We start from the raw sequence: 16,735 nt of genomic DNA, 5'->3' as shown, positions 1-16,735 counted from the left end.
TTTCGGGACATAATATTTAAATCATCAATAAAATTTATGGGGCCATTAGCCCTTATTATCCTTTCACTATATAGTCTATTTCATTTTTTGAAATATCAATTATAGGACGCAATCGTGCCCAGAACACCTAAGAATCAAAATTCAGAACAAAATACACAAGCTCAGTCTTTGACGGACCTCGTTTATCCCGAAAGCACAGGCATCCCGGTTCCCGAATACCTGGGAACGCCCGACAAGCTTCCGGAAAACGCCAACAACGTACCTCAGCCCAAGCGTCGCGGCAGAAAGCCAGGCCCCAAAGCTAAAGTGCGCAAGGATACGGAAGTCGAAGAAAGCTTCCAGGCCGATATTGAACAGGATTATCAAGAAAAGAAGGAACCGGTTGATGGCATTGCCGCCGCCGAAAAGCGCCTTGCCGAACAGTATGGAGTCTCTAACATAGACGCTATTTCCGAACCGATTTTCACCGGCGAACAGAGCTACAAGCCTGCAGAACCCTCCGAAGAAAACGCATTTGCAAACGAAAGCAACGGAGAAGCAGTCATCCCGCAGAATGGCGACATGGCTCAGGTCCAGGCCGAAAATCAAGGTGAAGCTTCTGCCGACCCGAATGCCGAACAGAACGCACAACAGGGTGAAAACGCACAGGCTCAGAACGGCGAAGGTCAGGACGACCGCCGATTCAACAACCAGAACGGCAAATTCAACAAGTTCAATAAGAACAACAAGTTCAACAAGAACAATCGCAATAATCGCAATTTCCAGCAAGAAGAATTTGTCGATGATTCTGCAACGCTCCCGGCACCGGGTTCCGAAGCCATTTTGAAGGCCAAGGAAAACTGGCTCAAGTTCCGCAAGCTCTCCATGAGCGAACTCCAGGAACTCGCCGTGCAAAAGGAAGTGGACTTCCGCAGAATGCGCAAGCAGTCCCTCAACTACATTTTGCAGAGCCTCGAAAACGAAGGAAATATCATTTATACGGAAGGCGTTCTCGAAGTCACGCCGCAGGGCCACGGATTCCTCCGCATGCCGGATCAGAACTACCAGACCAGCGCCGATGACGTTTACGTGAGCCAAAACCTTATCCGTAAATTCAACCTCAAGATTGGCGATACAATTGAAGGCCTTGTCCGCACACCTCGCGAACAAGATAAATACTTCTCCATGCGCCGCATCGATCGCGTGAACTTTGAAGAACCGGACAAGATGCGTCGCCGCGTGGCATTCGAATATTTAACGCCGATCCACCCAGAAGAAAAGATCCACCTCGAATGGAACGAAACGGAATACAGCACCCGTATCATGGACTTGTTCTCCCCGATAGGTAAGGGCCAGCGCAGTATCATTCTCGCTCCTCCGCGTACCGGTAAGACCGTTCTCTTGCAGAACGTGACACGCGCTATTGCAAAGAACCATCCTGAAATCATCCTCATCACGCTCCTCATTGACGAACGTCCGGAAGAAGTCACCGAAATGCGCGACATCATCACGGACATCAAGGAAAAGGCAGCGGAAAAGGGAATTGAAATCAAGGCTGAAGTTGTCGCATCTACTTTCGATGAACCGCCTGAGCACCACACCCGCGTTGCCAACATGGTTTTGGAAAAGGCAAAGCGCCTCGTCGAAAGCCAGAAGGACGTCGTGATTTTGCTCGACTCCATCACGCGTTTCGCTCGTGCAAACAACGTTGTGATTCCGCACTCCGGCAAGATTTTGTCTGGTGGTGTGGACGCTAACGCTATGCAGTTCCCGAAGAAGTTCTTCGGTGCAGCCCGTAAGATTCAGGACAAGATTCGCACCGTCAAGAACGAAGACGGTTCCATCACGGAAGAAGTCCAGAAGAACGGCTCTCTCACCATCATCGGTACCGCTCTTATCGAAACCGGTAGCCGCATGGACGAAGTGATCTTCGAAGAATTTAAGGGCACCGGTAACATGGAACTCGTGCTTGACCGACGCATCGCAGAAAAGCGCATCTGGCCTGCCATTGACGTGTTCAAGTCCGGCACCCGTAAGGAAGAACGCTTGCTTACGCTCCTCGAACAGAATGCCGCCTGGAACTTCAGACGCGGTAGCCAGAACGAGACGGAAACGGGCATCATGGAGAACCTGCTTAAGCTCATGAGTAAGCTCAAAACCAACGCAGAACTCTTAAGCGTCCTCTCCAAACCGAAAGTCTAAAAAAGCCAAACAGCCCGCCAAATGCGCGGGCTGTTCTTTTTTATGCTTGTCATGCCCGTCTCCGAACGGGCATCTCCTTTTTACAAGCGAAAAATTTTTACGTTTACTATCGTAACGTCATTGCGAGTTGCAAAGCAACGAAGCAATCCATAAAGTTTTAAAAAAGGACACAAAAAATGAACACAACGATTTTCTTTGCCGGTACTGGAAACATGGGCGGAGCCATCCTCCGCGGTCTTTTGAACGCAGGCACAGATGCCAAGAACATTTTCTTCTTTGACCCGAGCGACAAGGCCGCCGAAGCCGTGAGCGCCCTCGGTTGCGTCCGCGTCAAAAGCTTTGCCGAAGGCATCGAAAAGGCAAACGTCACATTCCTTTGCGTCAAGCCGCAGATTTTCAAGCTCGTCGCCGCCGAATGGAAGGCAGCCGCATCCGCTCTCAAGAGCGAAAAGACGTTCATCAGCATCATGGCCGGTGTCGCCCGCAAGAGCCTCATCGAAGTGCTCGGTGAAAAGAACCAGGTGCTCCGCGTGATGCCGAACTTGCCGCTCACTGTTGGCAAGGGCTCCGTTGGCCTTGCCACCGACGGCGTCTCCGACGAAACGCTCAAGCTCGCCGAAGAAATCTTTGGCAACATCGGCGTGACCTGCCGCGTTGCAGAATCCCTCATCGACGCCGTGACCGGACTTTCCGGCAGCGCTCCGGCATACGTCTTTGAATTCATCGAAGGCCTTACCCGCGGTGGCGTAAAGGCTGGCCTCACCCGCGATGTCGCTTTGAAGCTCGCTCTCGGCACCATCGAAGGCAGCGTCGAACTCGTCAAGCAGTCCGGCAAGAGCCCGAGCGACCTCTGCGCTATGGTTTGCTCTCCGGCAGGTACAACCATCGCTGGCATCGACGCCCTCGAAGAAGGCGCATTCCGCAGCACGCTTATCAAGGCTGTTGTCGCCGGCACGAACCGCAGCAAGGAACTGGGCAAGTAAAGCGTGCGCCCGTCCATCGACTTTTTCACAAAAGAAACTTCGACGTCCTCGTTCATCTTGGACGTCCTTTCTTCTGTGGATAACACCGTCGATGTTCACACTCCCACAAGCGACGAAGCGCCTGAAATCGCAGAAGCTCTGCGCACTCCGCTCGCCGCAATTGTCATTTGGGACCTCGATTCTTTCACTGCAAAAAATGCAGAACTGCTTTCGAGACTTCGCGACTTTAGCCCGGACTCCATGATTCTCGCCTACGCGGAATCTCCCGAAAGCTATACCGATGTTTCAAGCAAACTCTACGACACGATTCTCTCCGTCGAAGCGCTTCGCCTCCACTTGATGAGCAAAATTGCTAGGCTCAAGGAAATCTACAACGCGAAGCGCATTTTCCGCGAAAGAATGTCGCACCTCGTCGGCAAAAGCGATGCCATGCAGCGCCTCCGCAAAAACGTGGAACGCGCCATTTTGCACACAGGCCCCGTCCTTATTCAAGGAGAATCGGGCGTTGGCAAGGACCTAGTCGCACGAGCTATCGCTTGCGTTTACGACAAATTTGTCACCGTCAACTGCAGCGCCATTCCGGAATCGCTTTTCGAAAGTGAACTTTTTGGCCATACGCGCGGAGCATTCACAGGCGCCCAAAACGAACGCATCGGTCTTTTCGAAGATGCAAACGGCGGCGCCATCTTCCTAGACGAAATCGGCGACATGCCGCTCCACGCTCAAGTCAAGCTCTTGCGCGTCATCCAGAATCACGAAATCCGCCCCATCGGTGCAAACAAGACGCGACACATCGACGTGCGCATCATCGCCGCTACCAACCGCGACCTCCGCGAAGAAATCCGCGAAAAGCGCTTCCGCGAAGACCTTTATTACCGCCTGAACGTGATTCCGATGCAACTTTCGCCGCTCCGCGACCGCAAAGAAGACATCGAAGACTTGGCGAATTACTTTATCCGCCAGTACTCGCCCGCCGGCGAGCCTTACACGCTCTCGCCCGAAGCTTTGCAAAAGCTCCAAGACCACAACTGGCCGGGCAACATCCGTGAACTCGAAAACGTCATCCAGCGAGCGCTCTGCTTCACCGACCCAGGCGTTTTACGCGCTGAAGATTTGCAAATTGACGAAAGTTCCGACAACAATTCCACAAGCTTTTCTAGTGTCGACCGAGCCGCGATAAAAGCATTCAACGCAAGCAATTACGAAGAATTTCGCGAATTGCAGCTCGACGAAGAACGAGAATTTTTGAAATCGACCATCCGCAATTGCGATGGTTCCGTAAGCCTTGCCGCCGAACGGCTCCGTATGAACCGCACGGCCCTTTACAACCGACTCACACGACTCGGCTTAAACGTTAAAAACGTTCAATCTTAAAACCGCGCTTGCGAAGCGCATCAATCACGTTGTCTTTTTCAAGCGCCAAGTGCGCTACACCGACCACGACAAAAACGTTTCTATCTTCGCGCAAGAAAGTCGCAATGGATTCCGCCATTTTGGCATTGCGATTCACATAAACACGTTGTTCAAAGCCTTCCTTGAACTTCTGATCGCTAGACAACGATTCTTCACTTTCGTCTTCTTCATCATCTTTGTTCAACAAGCTACGCAATAAATCGTCATCACCCGTTTTCCAGGCATGAATCAAATTACTCACAAGCGTTTCAAATTCAGCAATTTCGCGCAAAGTCGTCTTTAAGTAATACACGCCCGCTGAATCAGATTCCGTCGTATCTGCAAGCGCGCCAATCTGTTCTTCAGCAGTCTCCAAGCCAACAATCGCCTTGCCATCAGCGGCCGCTCTATCCAAAAGCACATAGTCAATCCCGTATTCAGGATTCAAGCCAGCCTGTTCAAACGCATACGCACTAAGCGTTGTCGCTACAAGCCAGGGACGCATTTTTTCAAATACCACCATAGGAATATCCCAGGCCGCACAAAGGCTATCTAAAGACTTCCACATTTCTGGCGGCAGAATATCACGTAGCAACCTATCTTCAAGCATTCCCTGAGAAACCGATTCCTTACCGATTTCCTTCACGACTTCTTCATCGTTCATGTTGAGTTCGACGGCAAGCTCGTCCGAACGAGCAAACGCCGAATCAATCACAGGAGCAAGCGGGTACAAAGTCGAATCCGCCAAATGAATGCTCCCGAGCACCCACACCGAAGAATTTTCATCGGACACTTTCCAAAAGAAATGTTTCTGTTCCGAAGAACCCGCCGCACTCCGGTTACCCGCACACGATGACAAGCATAGCGCAACACAAAACACACCAATAGCGTAAAATAAAATCAAAGAGCGTCGCATATTTCCGTCCAGTCTAAAAGTCCATTTTTTCGAGCATCCGCAGCCGAAGCCACCTTTACCGTTCCGCCATTTACAACCATAATCTTATCGCAATAGCGTTCCGCGTATTCCACGGAATGCGTCGAAACAACAATGCCCATTTGGCGTTCCACGGCGATTTTCTTGAGCAACCTAAAAAGCGCATGGCTACGCGGAATATCCAAAAACGCATTCGGTTCATCGAGCAACAAGATTTTCACCTGCTGCGCCACAGCCTCTGCCAAAAACACGCGGCTGCGTTCACCATCGCTCAATTCTGCAATCGGGCGATTTGCAAAATTTGCCACATCCAAAAGATCCATCGATTCTTTGACAATGCGGTTATCTTCATCCGTACGGCTGTCAAAAATTCCAGAATACGGCGAACGTCCCAAGCGCACAAATTCACTCACGCTCATTCGCGGGGGCACTGCACTCGACATTCGCACGAGCGAGATTTCCTGAGCGCGTTCACGAGGAGCCCATTCCGTAAGAGATTTCCCTTCAAGCGAAACCTCGCCCGCCACCGGCGCAAGCAACCCAGCAAACGTTTTCAAAAGAGAACTCTTGCCGCAACCATTCTCGCCCATCAAAGCTACAACATTTCCCGATGCAAGCGAAAAATCAAACGGGAATTTCATGGACGGAAGCGCTTTACCATAGCCGACAAGCAAATCCTTACATTCCAGCAAAATGTTCTGCGATTCAACATTCGTCATAAAAGCCCCCTAAAAACGCGCACCGGAACCGCGCACAAGTACCCACAAAATCACAGGAACGCCCACCAGCGAAAGCACAGCATTCAGTGGCACCGAAGCCGGGAAGAGCCCACCCAAAAGTGCAAGCGCCACACCGCACAACGCAGCACCCGGCAAAAGCACACGATGGTTCGTCGTCTTGAAAAGCAGATAAGCTAAATGCGGCACGGCAATTCCGATGAACGCGACAGGCCCGCAAAACGCAGTCGTTGCACCCGCCAAAAGGCTCGCCCCGAGCAACACGCAAATCTTGGAACGCTTCACGTTGAGCCCAAGCCCGTGTGCAAAATCATCGCCCAAAAGCGCCGCATTCAAATACCGCAACGAAACGCCAATCATCACCAAACCCACAAGTACAGCGGCCGCAAAAATCCAGACATCACCGAGCGTCACGCGCCCAAAGCTTCCCATGCCCCACGCCACATACACGCGCAGCGATTCCGAAGAGTTCCCTGCAATCAAGACGCTCACAATCGAATCGATAAAGTAACCCGTCAAAAGCCCGACAATCAAAAGCACGCCCGTCTGCGCAAAACGCGTCGCCGCAAACATCACGACAAGCGTCACAAGCAAAGCCCCAAGCGCCGCCGAACCCAGCACGCCGACACTTCCAAAGCCAATACCCGCCAAAAGCGCAAGCGCCACACCAAGACTCGCGCCACTGCTAATGCCAAGTACAAACGGTCCCGCAAGCGGATTTCGGAACACCGTCTGCAGCGACAAGCCCGACACCGCAAGCGACGTGCCCGCCAGTACAGCCGCAATCATTCGCGGGATTCTCAAGTTCCATAAGATGTTCGACGAAACATCCGCTCCCGGGTTAAACAACGCCTGCACCACATCCGCAAACGGAATGTTCACCGCGCCAAAGCAAAGCGTCGCCACGCACAGCAACACAATCAAAACAGCTAACGCTACAAATCCAATCAACAATCGCCGCAAAACAAGCCTCCGATTATTCAAAAACAACCATAGAAATTTTTATGTGGTTCAACTTTATTCCTTTAAAACTTTTCTAATGATATAGATTGAATTTTGTACAAGAGAATAGATAAATGCAATAACACATCCAAACTCTAACGCAACATAAAAATCATAAGAACCAACCCATTGCGGAAAGTATCTTTTCCCTATATAAATCAATATAAAAAACAAGATAGCCAAAGGCATAATAATCCAACTTTTTTCATTTAATCGATTCAGCCTTTTACAAAAAGCAATCAGAATTAAAATCAATGACATGATCACCAAGGGCAACGCAACATAAACAGATGCAGCCTTAATATCAACACTCGCTACAATAGCAGAAACAAACAATGAAGAAGCCAAAAGTAGAACTAGATGGTTTAATTTTTTAACAAAAAATGGTCGCAATGAAAAGATGACAATCGTAGCAAACAATAGGTAACCACTTATGATATTATGATCTACTTTAAACGGTATAAAATCATAGGGCAAGCTCACTAAACTACATGTCAAATAGACATTATAAAGCAGCAAATAAAACCACAAAGCGATATTCATTCAACGCCCTCAAAAGTAAAACTCATTATAACCAATCATACAAAAAAATAACTTCATCATTTAACATAGTTCAAATAATAAAACTCAAATCAGAATATCAATGAAATTTCTATCTTTCTTGCCATGCTCGACTATTCTCAAGTTCCAAGTCCCTGTTTCGTACTTGACGAAACGCGTCTCCGCCACAATATGGAAATCCTCGATGATATCCAGAAAAAGACCGGCGTTAAAATCATCTGCGCCCTCAAGGGTTACAGCTTCTGGCGTTCGTTCCCGCTCATCGGCGAATACCTCGCCGGCGCCACCGCCTCTAGCCTCAACGAAGCCCGCCTCGCGCGCGAAGAGATGAACAAGGAAGTCCACGTCTTTGCGCCCGTCTACGAAGACGACGAAATCGACGCCATCCTCGATGCAGCTGACCACATCACGTTCAACAGCTTTTCGCAGTGGCTGCGTTACAAGGACAAGACGCTTGCCCACGGCGTCAGTGCCGGCATCCGCGTGAACCCGGAATTTTCGACAGTCGAAACCGACCTTTACAACCCTTGCGGCAAGTTCTCCCGCCTCGGCGTGACCGAAAAGGAATTCAAGCCCGAACTCCTCGATGGCATTGATGGCCTCCACTTCCATGCTCTTTGCGAACAGGATGCCGACGCTCTCGAAGGCGTTCTCGCCGCATTTGAAAAGCACTTTGGCAAGTACCTCCCGCAAATGAAATGGGTGAACTTCGGCGGTGGCCACCACATCACCCGCAAGGACTACCACCGCGACGAACTCGTGCGCATCCTCAAGGATTTCTCCGCACGCTACCCGCACTTGCAGGTCATCATGGAACCGGGCGAAGCCATCGGCTGGCAGACCGGTGAACTCGTCACAAGCGTTGGCGACATCGTCCACAACGAAATGGACATCGCAATACTTAACGTTTCCATCAGCGCCCACATGCCGGACTGCCTCGAAATGCCTTACCGTCCAAGCGTCATCGGCGCCGCATTCCCGGGCGAAAAGGCACACACGTATAAGCTCACGGGCAATTCCTGCCTCGCCGGCGACCAGCTCGGTGATTTCTCGTTCGACGAACCGCTCAAGGTCGGCGACCGCATCATCTTCGAAGACATGATCCACTACACCATGGTCAAGACAACATTCTTCAACGGTGTGCGCCACCCGAGCATCGGCAAGTTCGACGAAAACGGCAAGTTCCACCTGCTGCACAAATTCACGTACGAGCAGTTTAAAGAAAAATTGTAAGCGGTTTCGCGGCAGTTACTATCATGCGTTTCACTTCAGAACAAGACACATACAACTGGGCGCTTGGTTTTGCGAAGGAACTCAAGGTCGGCGACAAAGTCGCCCTCTATGGGAATCTAGGTGCAGGCAAGACCGTCATCAGTCGCGGCATCTGCAAAGGGCTCGGCTTCGAAGGCACGGTCTGCTCCCCGACCTACACCATCCTCCACGAATACCCGAACAACCCGCCCATATTCCACTTCGACCTGTACCGTCTCGAAGGCGGCGCAGACCTTTATGAAGTCGGTATGGATCCGGACTATCTCGAGAGCGGCATCAGCCTCATCGAATGGCCCGAGCGATTAGAAGAAAACGACGCAGGCATCACCCACGTCGTTAAAATCCAAATCGTTTCCGAGACCGAACGAGAAATTACTGTTACAAAAGTTTCAAAGTAATTCTCGTCTATAAAATGGCGATGCCCGCTCGGAGGCGGGCATGACATCGCAACATTGTCACCCCGGTCTCTGTGCCGGGGTCAACTTTTTTAGACTTTCTTGCGCTTACCCTTGCGAGCAAGTTTCTTATTCGCTTTTTCAATAGAATCGGCAACAGCCTTTGCGCGGAGCTCTGCAGCGACCTGAGCCAAGGAATCAGCAATTGCCTTTTCCTTTGCAATAGAATCTGCACGAGCAGCAGCCGCAGCAACGCTAGCCTTGACGGCATCGCTATTGGCAATGTTGTTCCAATCCTTGCGGTCACCCAGACTCAAGAGCATTGGGCCCTTGTATTCACTCACAACTTTGTATGCAGCAACCGTATCACGGGCAGCCATGGCGCCCATAGCATCGGCATACAAGTCCTTCTGCTGGTTGCGCAGATCTTCGATGGCTCCCAAGCGGTTCTGGCGGAGGATTTCCATAGAATCGCTCACAAAGCCCAAGTCCCACGTTTCGTTATAGCAGGCTTCGGCTTCGACATACTTAGAAGCATCCGTCTCAGCAGCAACAAACAAGGCGTCGCACTTAGCAAATGTATCGGCGCTTTTTTGCTTGGCATACTGGTAGTAGTAATAACCACCCACAATTAAGCCGATGAGCACAAGCAAGAACACACCGTCCTGCCAACCCATAATCGGCGCCTGCGGAAGTTTCGGTCTCCCGTTAACGGTTTCACCGGCTTCCAGTTTTTCTTCAGCCTCGTCAAACGGGCTTTTTCCATTCAAGAAACTAAACATAGAGTCGTCCTATTTTTTAGAAATTGCGTCAAAGACGCGTGCGTATAAATAAATCTGTTTCAAAAGGCTTGCAAAACCGTTCGAGCGCGTCGGCGAAAGCCCGACATTGAGTCCAATCTGCTGGAAAAACGTCGGATCCACCGAAAGGATGTCAGCAGGAGCCATGTCGTTAAAAATCTGCAAGGCGAGCGCACCGAGGCCACGGCTAATCAGCGGGTTCGTCGTACCGCCTTCCACATCCATTTCAAAATGGATTTTTGCGCCATCAAACTTCGGCACCAGATACATTGTCGAGGCGCAGCCCTGAATAATGAACTTTTCGGCCTTGAGGGATGCATCCATTCCCTTGTGTTCACGAGCCAAATCCAGGAGGAATTTCCACTTGTCATCCGGGTCCGTGAACGATGCAAATTTTGCTCTAATCTTTTCTTGACGATCAACAATACTTTCTGACATAATCACACTAATGCAAAAAAGAACGCATTTTCCAAATTACAGACGGGCAAGACCAAAGTACCGCCCAGAAAATTCTAAACAAGGTTTGCTTTTCGCGCGGAAGCTTCGAGAGGCTCAACGCCGCCTTGTCAAATTGCTCATCCTTAATCTTTGCAAAACCAGATTTTGCCTTTGCAATCTGCAAGTGGGTTTTACCTAAAGAGGCCATCCAACGATCAAGGACTGAAGCTTCGATACGGGCACGAGCGCCATCATCCACCGCATTCAGCCATTCATGGACCGCTTCTGCAGTAATCTTTCCGCTCAAAAGCGCTTCGACAATGCCCGAACGGCTCATCGGGTTCACGCAACTTGCCGCATCGCCCGCCTTAAAAAGACCGCACTTGGCAAGCGGCTTACAGGACTGCCCGCAAGCAATCATGCCACCGTAAATGGCCTTCACCTTGGCATTCGGGTAATGCGTCGCAATAAAATGCTTGAGCTTTTCACGCAACGGCATATCGGGCTTTGCATCCTTCGAGAGCACAAAACCAATATTTACTTCCTTGCCATCGCGCGGGAAAATCCAGCCGTAACCGCCTGGGAATTCACTCCCGTAAAGCAAGTCGATATGGTCACGGTCGTGTTGAATCCCTTCGGCCACTGCAAAAATGCCCGGTTCCAAATCGGTATCTCCCGATTCAATCCCTTCAAGGCACGGAATTCCGCGCGTGAGGCGGCACCCGGGGCCACTGGCATCGACAAAAGCCTCAGACGAGAGCGAAACCAGTTCGCCACCCACCTGGACAGTCAAATTCCAGCCATTTTCGGCCTTTTCAATGCTTTTCACGAGCGCATCAAAACGGCATTCCACGCCCGCTTCGACGCAAGCATCGGCAATCGCATGGTGGAACTTCGAACGGTCGAGCAGACGACCGCAGTCCTTGCTGTAAAATTCAGCCTTGTAACCCTTAGGCGACGTAAAGTAGATGCCCGAAAGGCTCCCACGCACCCAGGATTCATCAATAGGCCACAAATCGTTCAAACGATGGGTCGATACCGCTTCGGCACAAAAAATGGGCTCTTTCCAAGGCTCTTTCTTATCCAAAAGCAGGATTTGTCCAGCACCGCCCGTCAATTTTCCAAGCTGGTAAGCAGCCATAAGACCGGCCGGACCTGCCCCGCAGATCACCACTTTGTAAGAATTTGAACGAAAACAAGTCATTTCAACGTAAAATTAGTATTTATTTGGTCACTTTTTATTTTTAGTTGTTAGTTTTGCAAATTTTTTAGTTATTTTAGGGCTATCCGTTATTTGATTTACTTTTTCATAAAGGGAATTTGACTATGAATATGAAGAACGTCTATAAATTTGGTCTCTGCCTCCTTAGTGCTCTCGCGCTCAACGTGTCAGCACAGGACTTCAGAGGTAAGGACCTGAACACATCCTTCCGCGATAAGAAAATCTCCGACTACCAGTTCCAGAAGTCTCGCGCCGTCAAGGGCGTTACGGACTTCCAGCGCTGCAACGGTGAATCCCCGAATTTCGAAGAAGCAAACCTTCCCGAAGTTTCCTTCCGCAACGCAGTGATCAACAAGGCGAACTTCGAAAAGGCAAACCTCAAGGGTGCAACGATTAGCGGTGCCGACATCCGTTCGACATCCTTCGAAGGCGCTAACCTCGAAGGCGCTAACCTCTATCGTGCAACTCTTCTCGATAGTAAGTTCCCGAAGGCCAACCTCAAGAACGCTCGTATGGACGCCATGAAGGTCTCTGACGAATGCGACTTCAGCAAGGCTGACCTCACTCAGGCTTCTGCTACCGACATGGACCTTACCCGTGCCGACTTCAGCAAGGCTAACCTCACCAACACGAACTTCTCCCGTTCCTTGATGGCTAACAGCGACCTCCGCAAGACCACCATGGAAAAGACTGACTTCACGGCTTGCAACCTCATCGCTGCAAACTTCAAGGGCGTCAAGCTCAACAACGTGAACTTCGCCAAGGCCGGTCTTTCTCAGGCTGAATTCGGTGGTGCAACGTTCAACAACGTGAACCTCCAGGAAGCAGACCTTTCCTTGACCACCTTCAATGACGTGGACCTCTCCAGAACGCAGCTCCAGAAGGCCAAGTTCGCTCAGTCCAAGGTCAAGAACATGACGTTCACCAACCAGGACTTGAACGGCGTTATCTTCGACAAGGGCGACGTTTCCAAGAGCACGTTCGACAAGGCTAAGCTCAACAAGGCTTCCTTCTTCGACGCCAACGTGAGCAAGAACGTGTTCAACTACACCGAACTCATGAAGGCCGTGTTCGACGGAGCCTACGTCTTCAAGGACATCTTCGACAACGCCGACCTCACCAAGGCAAACTTTGCCAACTCCACCATCGAACGCTCCGCATTCAACAATGCTCAGCTCTCCGGTGCAAACTTCTCTGGTGCTAAGCTCATCAAGGTGACCTTCCTCAACGCCAAGATGGAAGGTGTCAAGATCGACGCCGACACCAAGATGGAAGACGTGGACTTCTCCGGTGCAGACTTGACCGGTGCAAAGATTGAAAAGTTCACCGCCAAGAAGGTGACCTACAACGAAAGAACCAAGTTCCCCAGCGGTTTCGATCCGCGCGCATACGGTTTCAGAAGACCGGGCGAAAAATAAATCCTTTTGAATAACGGAAACGAGGGACGCTCACTCGAGCGTCCCTTTTCTTTTTCCCCTAAGCCGTCTAAGAATTAAAGACTAAATTCACTTTTTGTCCATAAGCCAGCTAATGGCTTCGGAGAGCGAGTGCACCCGCACGACCTTCATCCGGCCAACGTTTTCCGAGAGCTTGCAGCTAGCAGGCACAATGGCTTCTGTCATTCCAAGGCGACTTGCTTCCTTGAGCCTCTGGTCTAGGAGGCTTACGCCACGCACCTCGCCCGACAGTCCAAGCTCTCCAATGGCGATTGTCTGCCGCGAAAGCGGGATTCCCAGGTGGTTACTCGCCACGGCAAGCGCAAGCGCCAAGTCCGAAGAGGCGTCGTTCACCTTCATGCCGCCAGCAATGCTTGCAAATACATCCGAGGCGCCAATCGTTACACCGCCAAACTTTTCCAAAAGCGCAAGGATGATCGTCAAGCGCTTGGGGTCAATGCCCGCCGCCACCCGTTGCGGAACCGCAAAGTTCGTCTGGTTCACTAGGGCCTGCGTTTCGAACAGGAGCGCCCTTGAACCTTCCATGGTACAACACACGGCGCTCCCGGGTGTCGGCGGGACGCCTTCTTGCAAAAAGACCTTGCTAGGGTTCAGTACAGGGTTCAATCCGTGGCTCGTCATCTCGAAAACGCCGATTTCGTCGGTAGCGCCAAAGCGATTCTTGATGGTTCGCAAGAGTCTGTACTGATGATTCCGGTCGCCTTCGAAGTACACGACCGTATCGACCATGTGCTCCAAGATTCGCGGACCAGCAATCTGCCCGTCCTTCGTCACATGTCCAATCAGAATCGTGATGCAGCCGGTATTTTTGGCAAACACCATCAAGTCCAGCGTGCATTCGCGCAACTGCGTTGCACAGCCGGGAGTCCCCGCAAGGTCGCTCTTGTAAACCGTCTGGATAGAGTCAATCACAAGCACCTGAGGCTTTACCTCTTTTGCCTGCTCCAAAATTTTCTCGAGATTTGTCTCGCAGAGGAGCATCATGTCGCTCCCCGAGACATTCAATCGTTCGCTGCGGAGCTTCACCTGGCAGGCACTCTCTTCGCCACTCACGTATAACGCCTTTACGCCCGCTGCATTCATAGTTGCAAGTGTCGTCAGCACGAGAGTCGATTTACCAATCCCCGGATCGCCGCCAATCAGCACCAGGCTTCCCGGCGCAAAACCGCCCCCAAGCACACGGTCAAATTCCGAATTCGCCGTGCTCAAACGCCGCGTATCTTCCGTTGCGACATCCTTCAGCATCACGATCTTGTGAACCGGACCGCCAAGACCACGCCCCACGCGCCCAGCACCTTCCGTGATCCGTTCAATAACATGTTCCTTAAGAGAGCTCCACGCCCCGCAAAACGGGCACTTGCCCGCCCACTTCGGAGTCGTATTGCCACATTCCGTACAGAGATACTCAATTTCTTTCTTGGATTTATTTACTGCTACCATGAGCACTAATATAATAAAACCACCATGTCAAAAGGTGTCATTTTCACAAAATGGCTATGTAGAACTTTAATGTTGAAGCACCGTCTGATGTTTAAAATTTTAAACAAAAAGGACTTTAAAAGGGCTTTTGGTGATTCGACAGGATTCAATGGCTCTTAAAAGCACGGTTCTTGTCAACATTCCATTAACAACAAAAAAGTTCTACTTATCCGGCCCCCAGCTCATTTTAGATTCATTTGTTTAAAATTCAATACCGTTTTTATCGCTATTTCATTGGGTTTGACGCCACTTTCTTTAAACTTGGTTCAATGTCTTAAATAAATGAAAAAAGGGGCTGAAAAGCCCCTTTTGGTCGTTTACGACCATCATCAAGAATGAAGATGAAGAAACACCACCAAATAAGGGTTTCTTCTTTAAGATTTACGATGTGAAGTTATAATTTCGTGTTTGGGTCAAAATGAAATTTTGACATTATAATACAAGTAATTAATCAAATTAAATAGATTCTTTTATATTCTTATTTAATATTCATGTATTCTTATGTCAAAATCCTGTGGATTTTTAGACCCCATACGGATCATTTGCGATTGTATAGGGTGTTTGCATACATCAAAAAAGAAACGCCCCTCAGAGCGTTTCTTCCATTCAAAACAGTTCGTATTTTAGCACCCCACACCCCCCAATTTCTCTTTTTCAAACCAGATTTCAGGGGGGTGTGTCATTGGGCAAACTTGGATTTTTAGCGTTTTACAGCCCCTAGAAACAAGTGTATGGGGCATTACAAAGCGACTTGTTAAATGTAATTTCTGTGGGCTTGGAATGGGATTGCAGGGCGTTTTTGAATATCCTTGATGTTTTCGCAGAACACCGTATTAGAAAGATGTTCAAAGTATTTCACATTTGTATTAAGTTTCTTGTTCCACATAACGAAATTGAACCAAAGAAGATAATTTCTAAGATATTTCGTGGCAACACCACGGAAGAACTTAAACCAAAATTTCATGTTTGAATGATAATTATTGATTTTTTGAATTGACAAGTCACCCGATTTGGTCGTATAATCGTCGGACTTGAATTGAACAAGTGCTATGTTCATTTGATTACACATTCTGACATAGGCTTTGTTTTTATCCGAACACATAATGGAGCGTTGTTCAATATGCTTGTCGAATGTTTGGACGAGGTGTTTCATTCGACATTTTCCCAAGTTCGTAGGTGTGGCGATAACTTCGCGGTTGTGGTCAATGCCACAGCACACATTCACCATTTCGTTCATTGCCCTTGGGGTCTTTTCTGGGTGTTTAAGAAGGTATGTTCTAAGCTCGATTGCCGACATTCCATAGAATGCAAAGTGATTCCACGGATTTCCCTTAAATGACAAGTCAAAGCCCGTTTCGTCCGCTTCAAGAATACCCCCCAAGACCACTTTTTCGTTTGGAATGGTCAAAGAATCAAGTAGCTTATGCCTCCACCTGAAAGAAGTCTTTGTGGAACATTGGCAAATTTCTGCGGTGTCCCTTATGGTCTTTCTAATCGTTATTGCGTTGATGACTTCTGAAATTTGGTCTGGGGTCAAATGGCTACGATAGAAAGCCGATTTGGCGGTAGAAACGAATGTTGAGCCACAATCACGGCATTTATAGCGTTGGTGTTCCCCTACGAATTGACGCCCGATCGTAATGCCCTCTTTATCCTTTATTGAATGGTATCTTTTGACCTTGCCAAATTTAACGATATTCAAACACCCACATTTAACACAGGCGTGTTCTTTTTCCATTCTATTCGATTTCATCAAATCGTTAATGGAAGTAACGCCCATATTAAGTTTTCTAACGAGGGAGTTTCTTTCTTCTTTGTTTAAATGACCTATTAACTGGTCTATAAGTTCAAGGGGTTTTTCGTGTGTTAATTCCATAGAAAG

The 16,735-nt window shown here is 49.5% G+C and carries 15 protein-coding genes; 6 read left to right on the top strand and 9 right to left on the bottom strand.

The features are described from left to right. Positions 1-114 precede the first annotated feature (114 nt). The 3 genes from rho (at position 115) to B7982_RS05525 (ending at position 4,538) form a co-directional block, all read left to right on the top strand. The gene (gene rho / locus B7982_RS05535) at positions 115-2,181 is read left to right on the top strand and encodes a transcription termination factor Rho (protein WP_369833072.1); all 2,067 of its coding nucleotides are present in this window, start codon (positions 115-117) and stop codon (positions 2,179-2,181) included. A 176-nt stretch (positions 2,182-2,357) separates the two neighbouring features. Then, positions 2,358-3,164, top strand: a complete 807-nt coding sequence (gene proC / locus B7982_RS05530) for a pyrroline-5-carboxylate reductase (RefSeq protein ID WP_088630334.1) — start codon at positions 2,358-2,360, stop codon at positions 3,162-3,164. Between the two features lie 3 nt (positions 3,165-3,167). Then, on the top strand, positions 3,168-4,538 hold the full coding sequence (locus B7982_RS05525; RefSeq protein WP_088659886.1) for a sigma-54-dependent Fis family transcriptional regulator: 1,371 nt from the start codon (positions 3,168-3,170) through the stop codon (positions 4,536-4,538). Here B7982_RS05525 and B7982_RS05520 read toward each other — a convergent pair. From B7982_RS05520 to B7982_RS05505, 4 genes are all read right to left on the bottom strand, one after another. Then, positions 4,519-5,349: a TraB/GumN family protein gene (locus B7982_RS05520; RefSeq protein WP_158212971.1), complete on the bottom strand. Its 831-nt coding sequence runs from the start codon at positions 5,347-5,349 to the stop codon at positions 4,519-4,521. The two genes, B7982_RS05525 and B7982_RS05520, sit on opposite strands and share 20 nt — an antisense overlap. Positions 5,350-5,456: 107 nt before the next feature. Continuing rightward, entirely contained in the window at positions 5,457-6,209 is a 753-nt protein-coding gene (locus B7982_RS05515; RefSeq protein WP_233138385.1) for an ABC transporter ATP-binding protein, read from the bottom strand. A gap of 9 nt (positions 6,210-6,218) precedes the next feature. Next, positions 6,219-7,190: an iron ABC transporter permease gene (locus B7982_RS05510; protein WP_088659884.1), complete on the bottom strand. Its 972-nt coding sequence runs from the start codon at positions 7,188-7,190 to the stop codon at positions 6,219-6,221. Positions 7,191-7,244: 54 nt separating this feature from the next. Beyond that, entirely contained in the window at positions 7,245-7,772 is a 528-nt protein-coding gene (locus B7982_RS05505; protein ID WP_088659883.1) for a hypothetical protein, read from the bottom strand. A 123-nt stretch (positions 7,773-7,895) separates the two neighbouring features. Between B7982_RS05505 and nspC the strand changes: the two genes are divergently transcribed. Both nspC and tsaE read left to right on the top strand, forming a co-directional pair. Next, the gene (nspC, locus tag B7982_RS05500) at positions 7,896-9,023 is read left to right on the top strand and encodes a carboxynorspermidine decarboxylase (RefSeq protein WP_088659882.1); all 1,128 of its coding nucleotides are present in this window, start codon (positions 7,896-7,898) and stop codon (positions 9,021-9,023) included. A gap of 23 nt (positions 9,024-9,046) precedes the next feature. Further along, positions 9,047-9,460, top strand: a complete 414-nt coding sequence (tsaE, locus tag B7982_RS05495) for a tRNA (adenosine(37)-N6)-threonylcarbamoyltransferase complex ATPase subunit type 1 TsaE (RefSeq protein ID WP_088659881.1) — start codon at positions 9,047-9,049, stop codon at positions 9,458-9,460. An 89-nt stretch (positions 9,461-9,549) separates the two neighbouring features. Here tsaE and B7982_RS05490 read toward each other — a convergent pair whose 3' ends face one another. Genes B7982_RS05490 through B7982_RS05480 form a run of 3 tightly spaced genes read right to left on the bottom strand, consistent with a single transcriptional unit; the run spans position 9,550 to position 11,899 of the window. Next, entirely contained in the window at positions 9,550-10,239 is a 690-nt protein-coding gene (locus B7982_RS05490; RefSeq protein ID WP_088659880.1) for a hypothetical protein, read from the bottom strand. 9 nt (positions 10,240-10,248) lie between these two features. After that, on the bottom strand, positions 10,249-10,695 hold the full coding sequence (locus B7982_RS05485) for a SufE family protein (RefSeq protein ID WP_012820171.1): 447 nt from the start codon (positions 10,693-10,695) through the stop codon (positions 10,249-10,251). Positions 10,696-10,702: 7 nt separating this feature from the next. Next, on the bottom strand, positions 10,703-11,899 hold the full coding sequence (locus B7982_RS05480; protein WP_088659879.1) for an NAD(P)/FAD-dependent oxidoreductase: 1,197 nt from the start codon (positions 11,897-11,899) through the stop codon (positions 10,703-10,705). Between the two features lie 122 nt (positions 11,900-12,021). Here B7982_RS05480 and B7982_RS05475 point away from each other — a divergent pair, with 122 nt between their 5' ends. Then, positions 12,022-13,335, top strand: coding sequence for a pentapeptide repeat-containing protein (locus B7982_RS05475; RefSeq protein WP_088659878.1), 1,314 nt, complete (start codon positions 12,022-12,024; stop codon positions 13,333-13,335). 87 nt (positions 13,336-13,422) lie between these two features. On the opposite strand, the gene radA is transcribed toward B7982_RS05475, so the two are convergent. Together radA and B7982_RS05465 are read right to left on the bottom strand one after the other, a co-directional pair. Next, complete coding sequence (gene radA, locus B7982_RS05470) at positions 13,423-14,814, bottom strand: DNA repair protein RadA (protein ID WP_088659877.1); 1,392 nt, start codon at positions 14,812-14,814, stop codon at positions 13,423-13,425. 793 nt (positions 14,815-15,607) lie between these two features. After that, a complete protein-coding gene (locus tag B7982_RS05465) occupies positions 15,608-16,729 on the bottom strand; it encodes an IS1595 family transposase (protein ID WP_158212970.1) in 1,122 nt (373 codons plus the stop codon). Between the last annotated feature and the right edge of the window lie 6 nt (positions 16,730-16,735).

It is taken from the genome of Fibrobacter sp. UWB2 (genome assembly GCF_002210425.1).
GTDB classification, from domain to species: domain Bacteria; phylum Fibrobacterota; class Fibrobacteria; order Fibrobacterales; family Fibrobacteraceae; genus Fibrobacter; species Fibrobacter elongatus.
Note: the sequence above shows the minus strand (reverse complement) of the source record. Positions and strands in the feature narration are given on the sequence as shown.

Coding starts and splice junctions, on each gene's coding strand:
- proC (WP_088630334.1), top strand. CDS start 2,358: ATGAACACAACGATTTTCTTTGCCGGTACTGGAAACATGGGCGGAGCC.
- B7982_RS05515 (WP_233138385.1), bottom strand. CDS start 6,209: ATGACGAATGTTGAATCGCAGAACATTTTGCTGGAATGTAAGGATTTG.
- B7982_RS05505 (WP_088659883.1), bottom strand. CDS start 7,772: ATGAATATCGCTTTGTGGTTTTATTTGCTGCTTTATAATGTCTATTTG.
- nspC (WP_088659882.1), top strand. CDS start 7,896: ATGCTCGACTATTCTCAAGTTCCAAGTCCCTGTTTCGTACTTGACGAA.
- tsaE (WP_088659881.1), top strand. CDS start 9,047: ATGCGTTTCACTTCAGAACAAGACACATACAACTGGGCGCTTGGTTTT.
- B7982_RS05490 (WP_088659880.1), bottom strand. CDS start 10,239: ATGTTTAGTTTCTTGAATGGAAAAAGCCCGTTTGACGAGGCTGAAGAA.
- B7982_RS05485 (WP_012820171.1), bottom strand. CDS start 10,695: ATGTCAGAAAGTATTGTTGATCGTCAAGAAAAGATTAGAGCAAAATTT.
- B7982_RS05480 (WP_088659879.1), bottom strand. CDS start 11,899: ATGACTTGTTTTCGTTCAAATTCTTACAAAGTGGTGATCTGCGGGGCA.
- B7982_RS05475 (WP_088659878.1), top strand. CDS start 12,022: ATGAATATGAAGAACGTCTATAAATTTGGTCTCTGCCTCCTTAGTGCT.
- radA (WP_088659877.1), bottom strand. CDS start 14,814: ATGGTAGCAGTAAATAAATCCAAGAAAGAAATTGAGTATCTCTGTACG.
- B7982_RS05465 (WP_158212970.1), bottom strand. CDS start 16,729: ATGGAATTAACACACGAAAAACCCCTTGAACTTATAGACCAGTTAATA.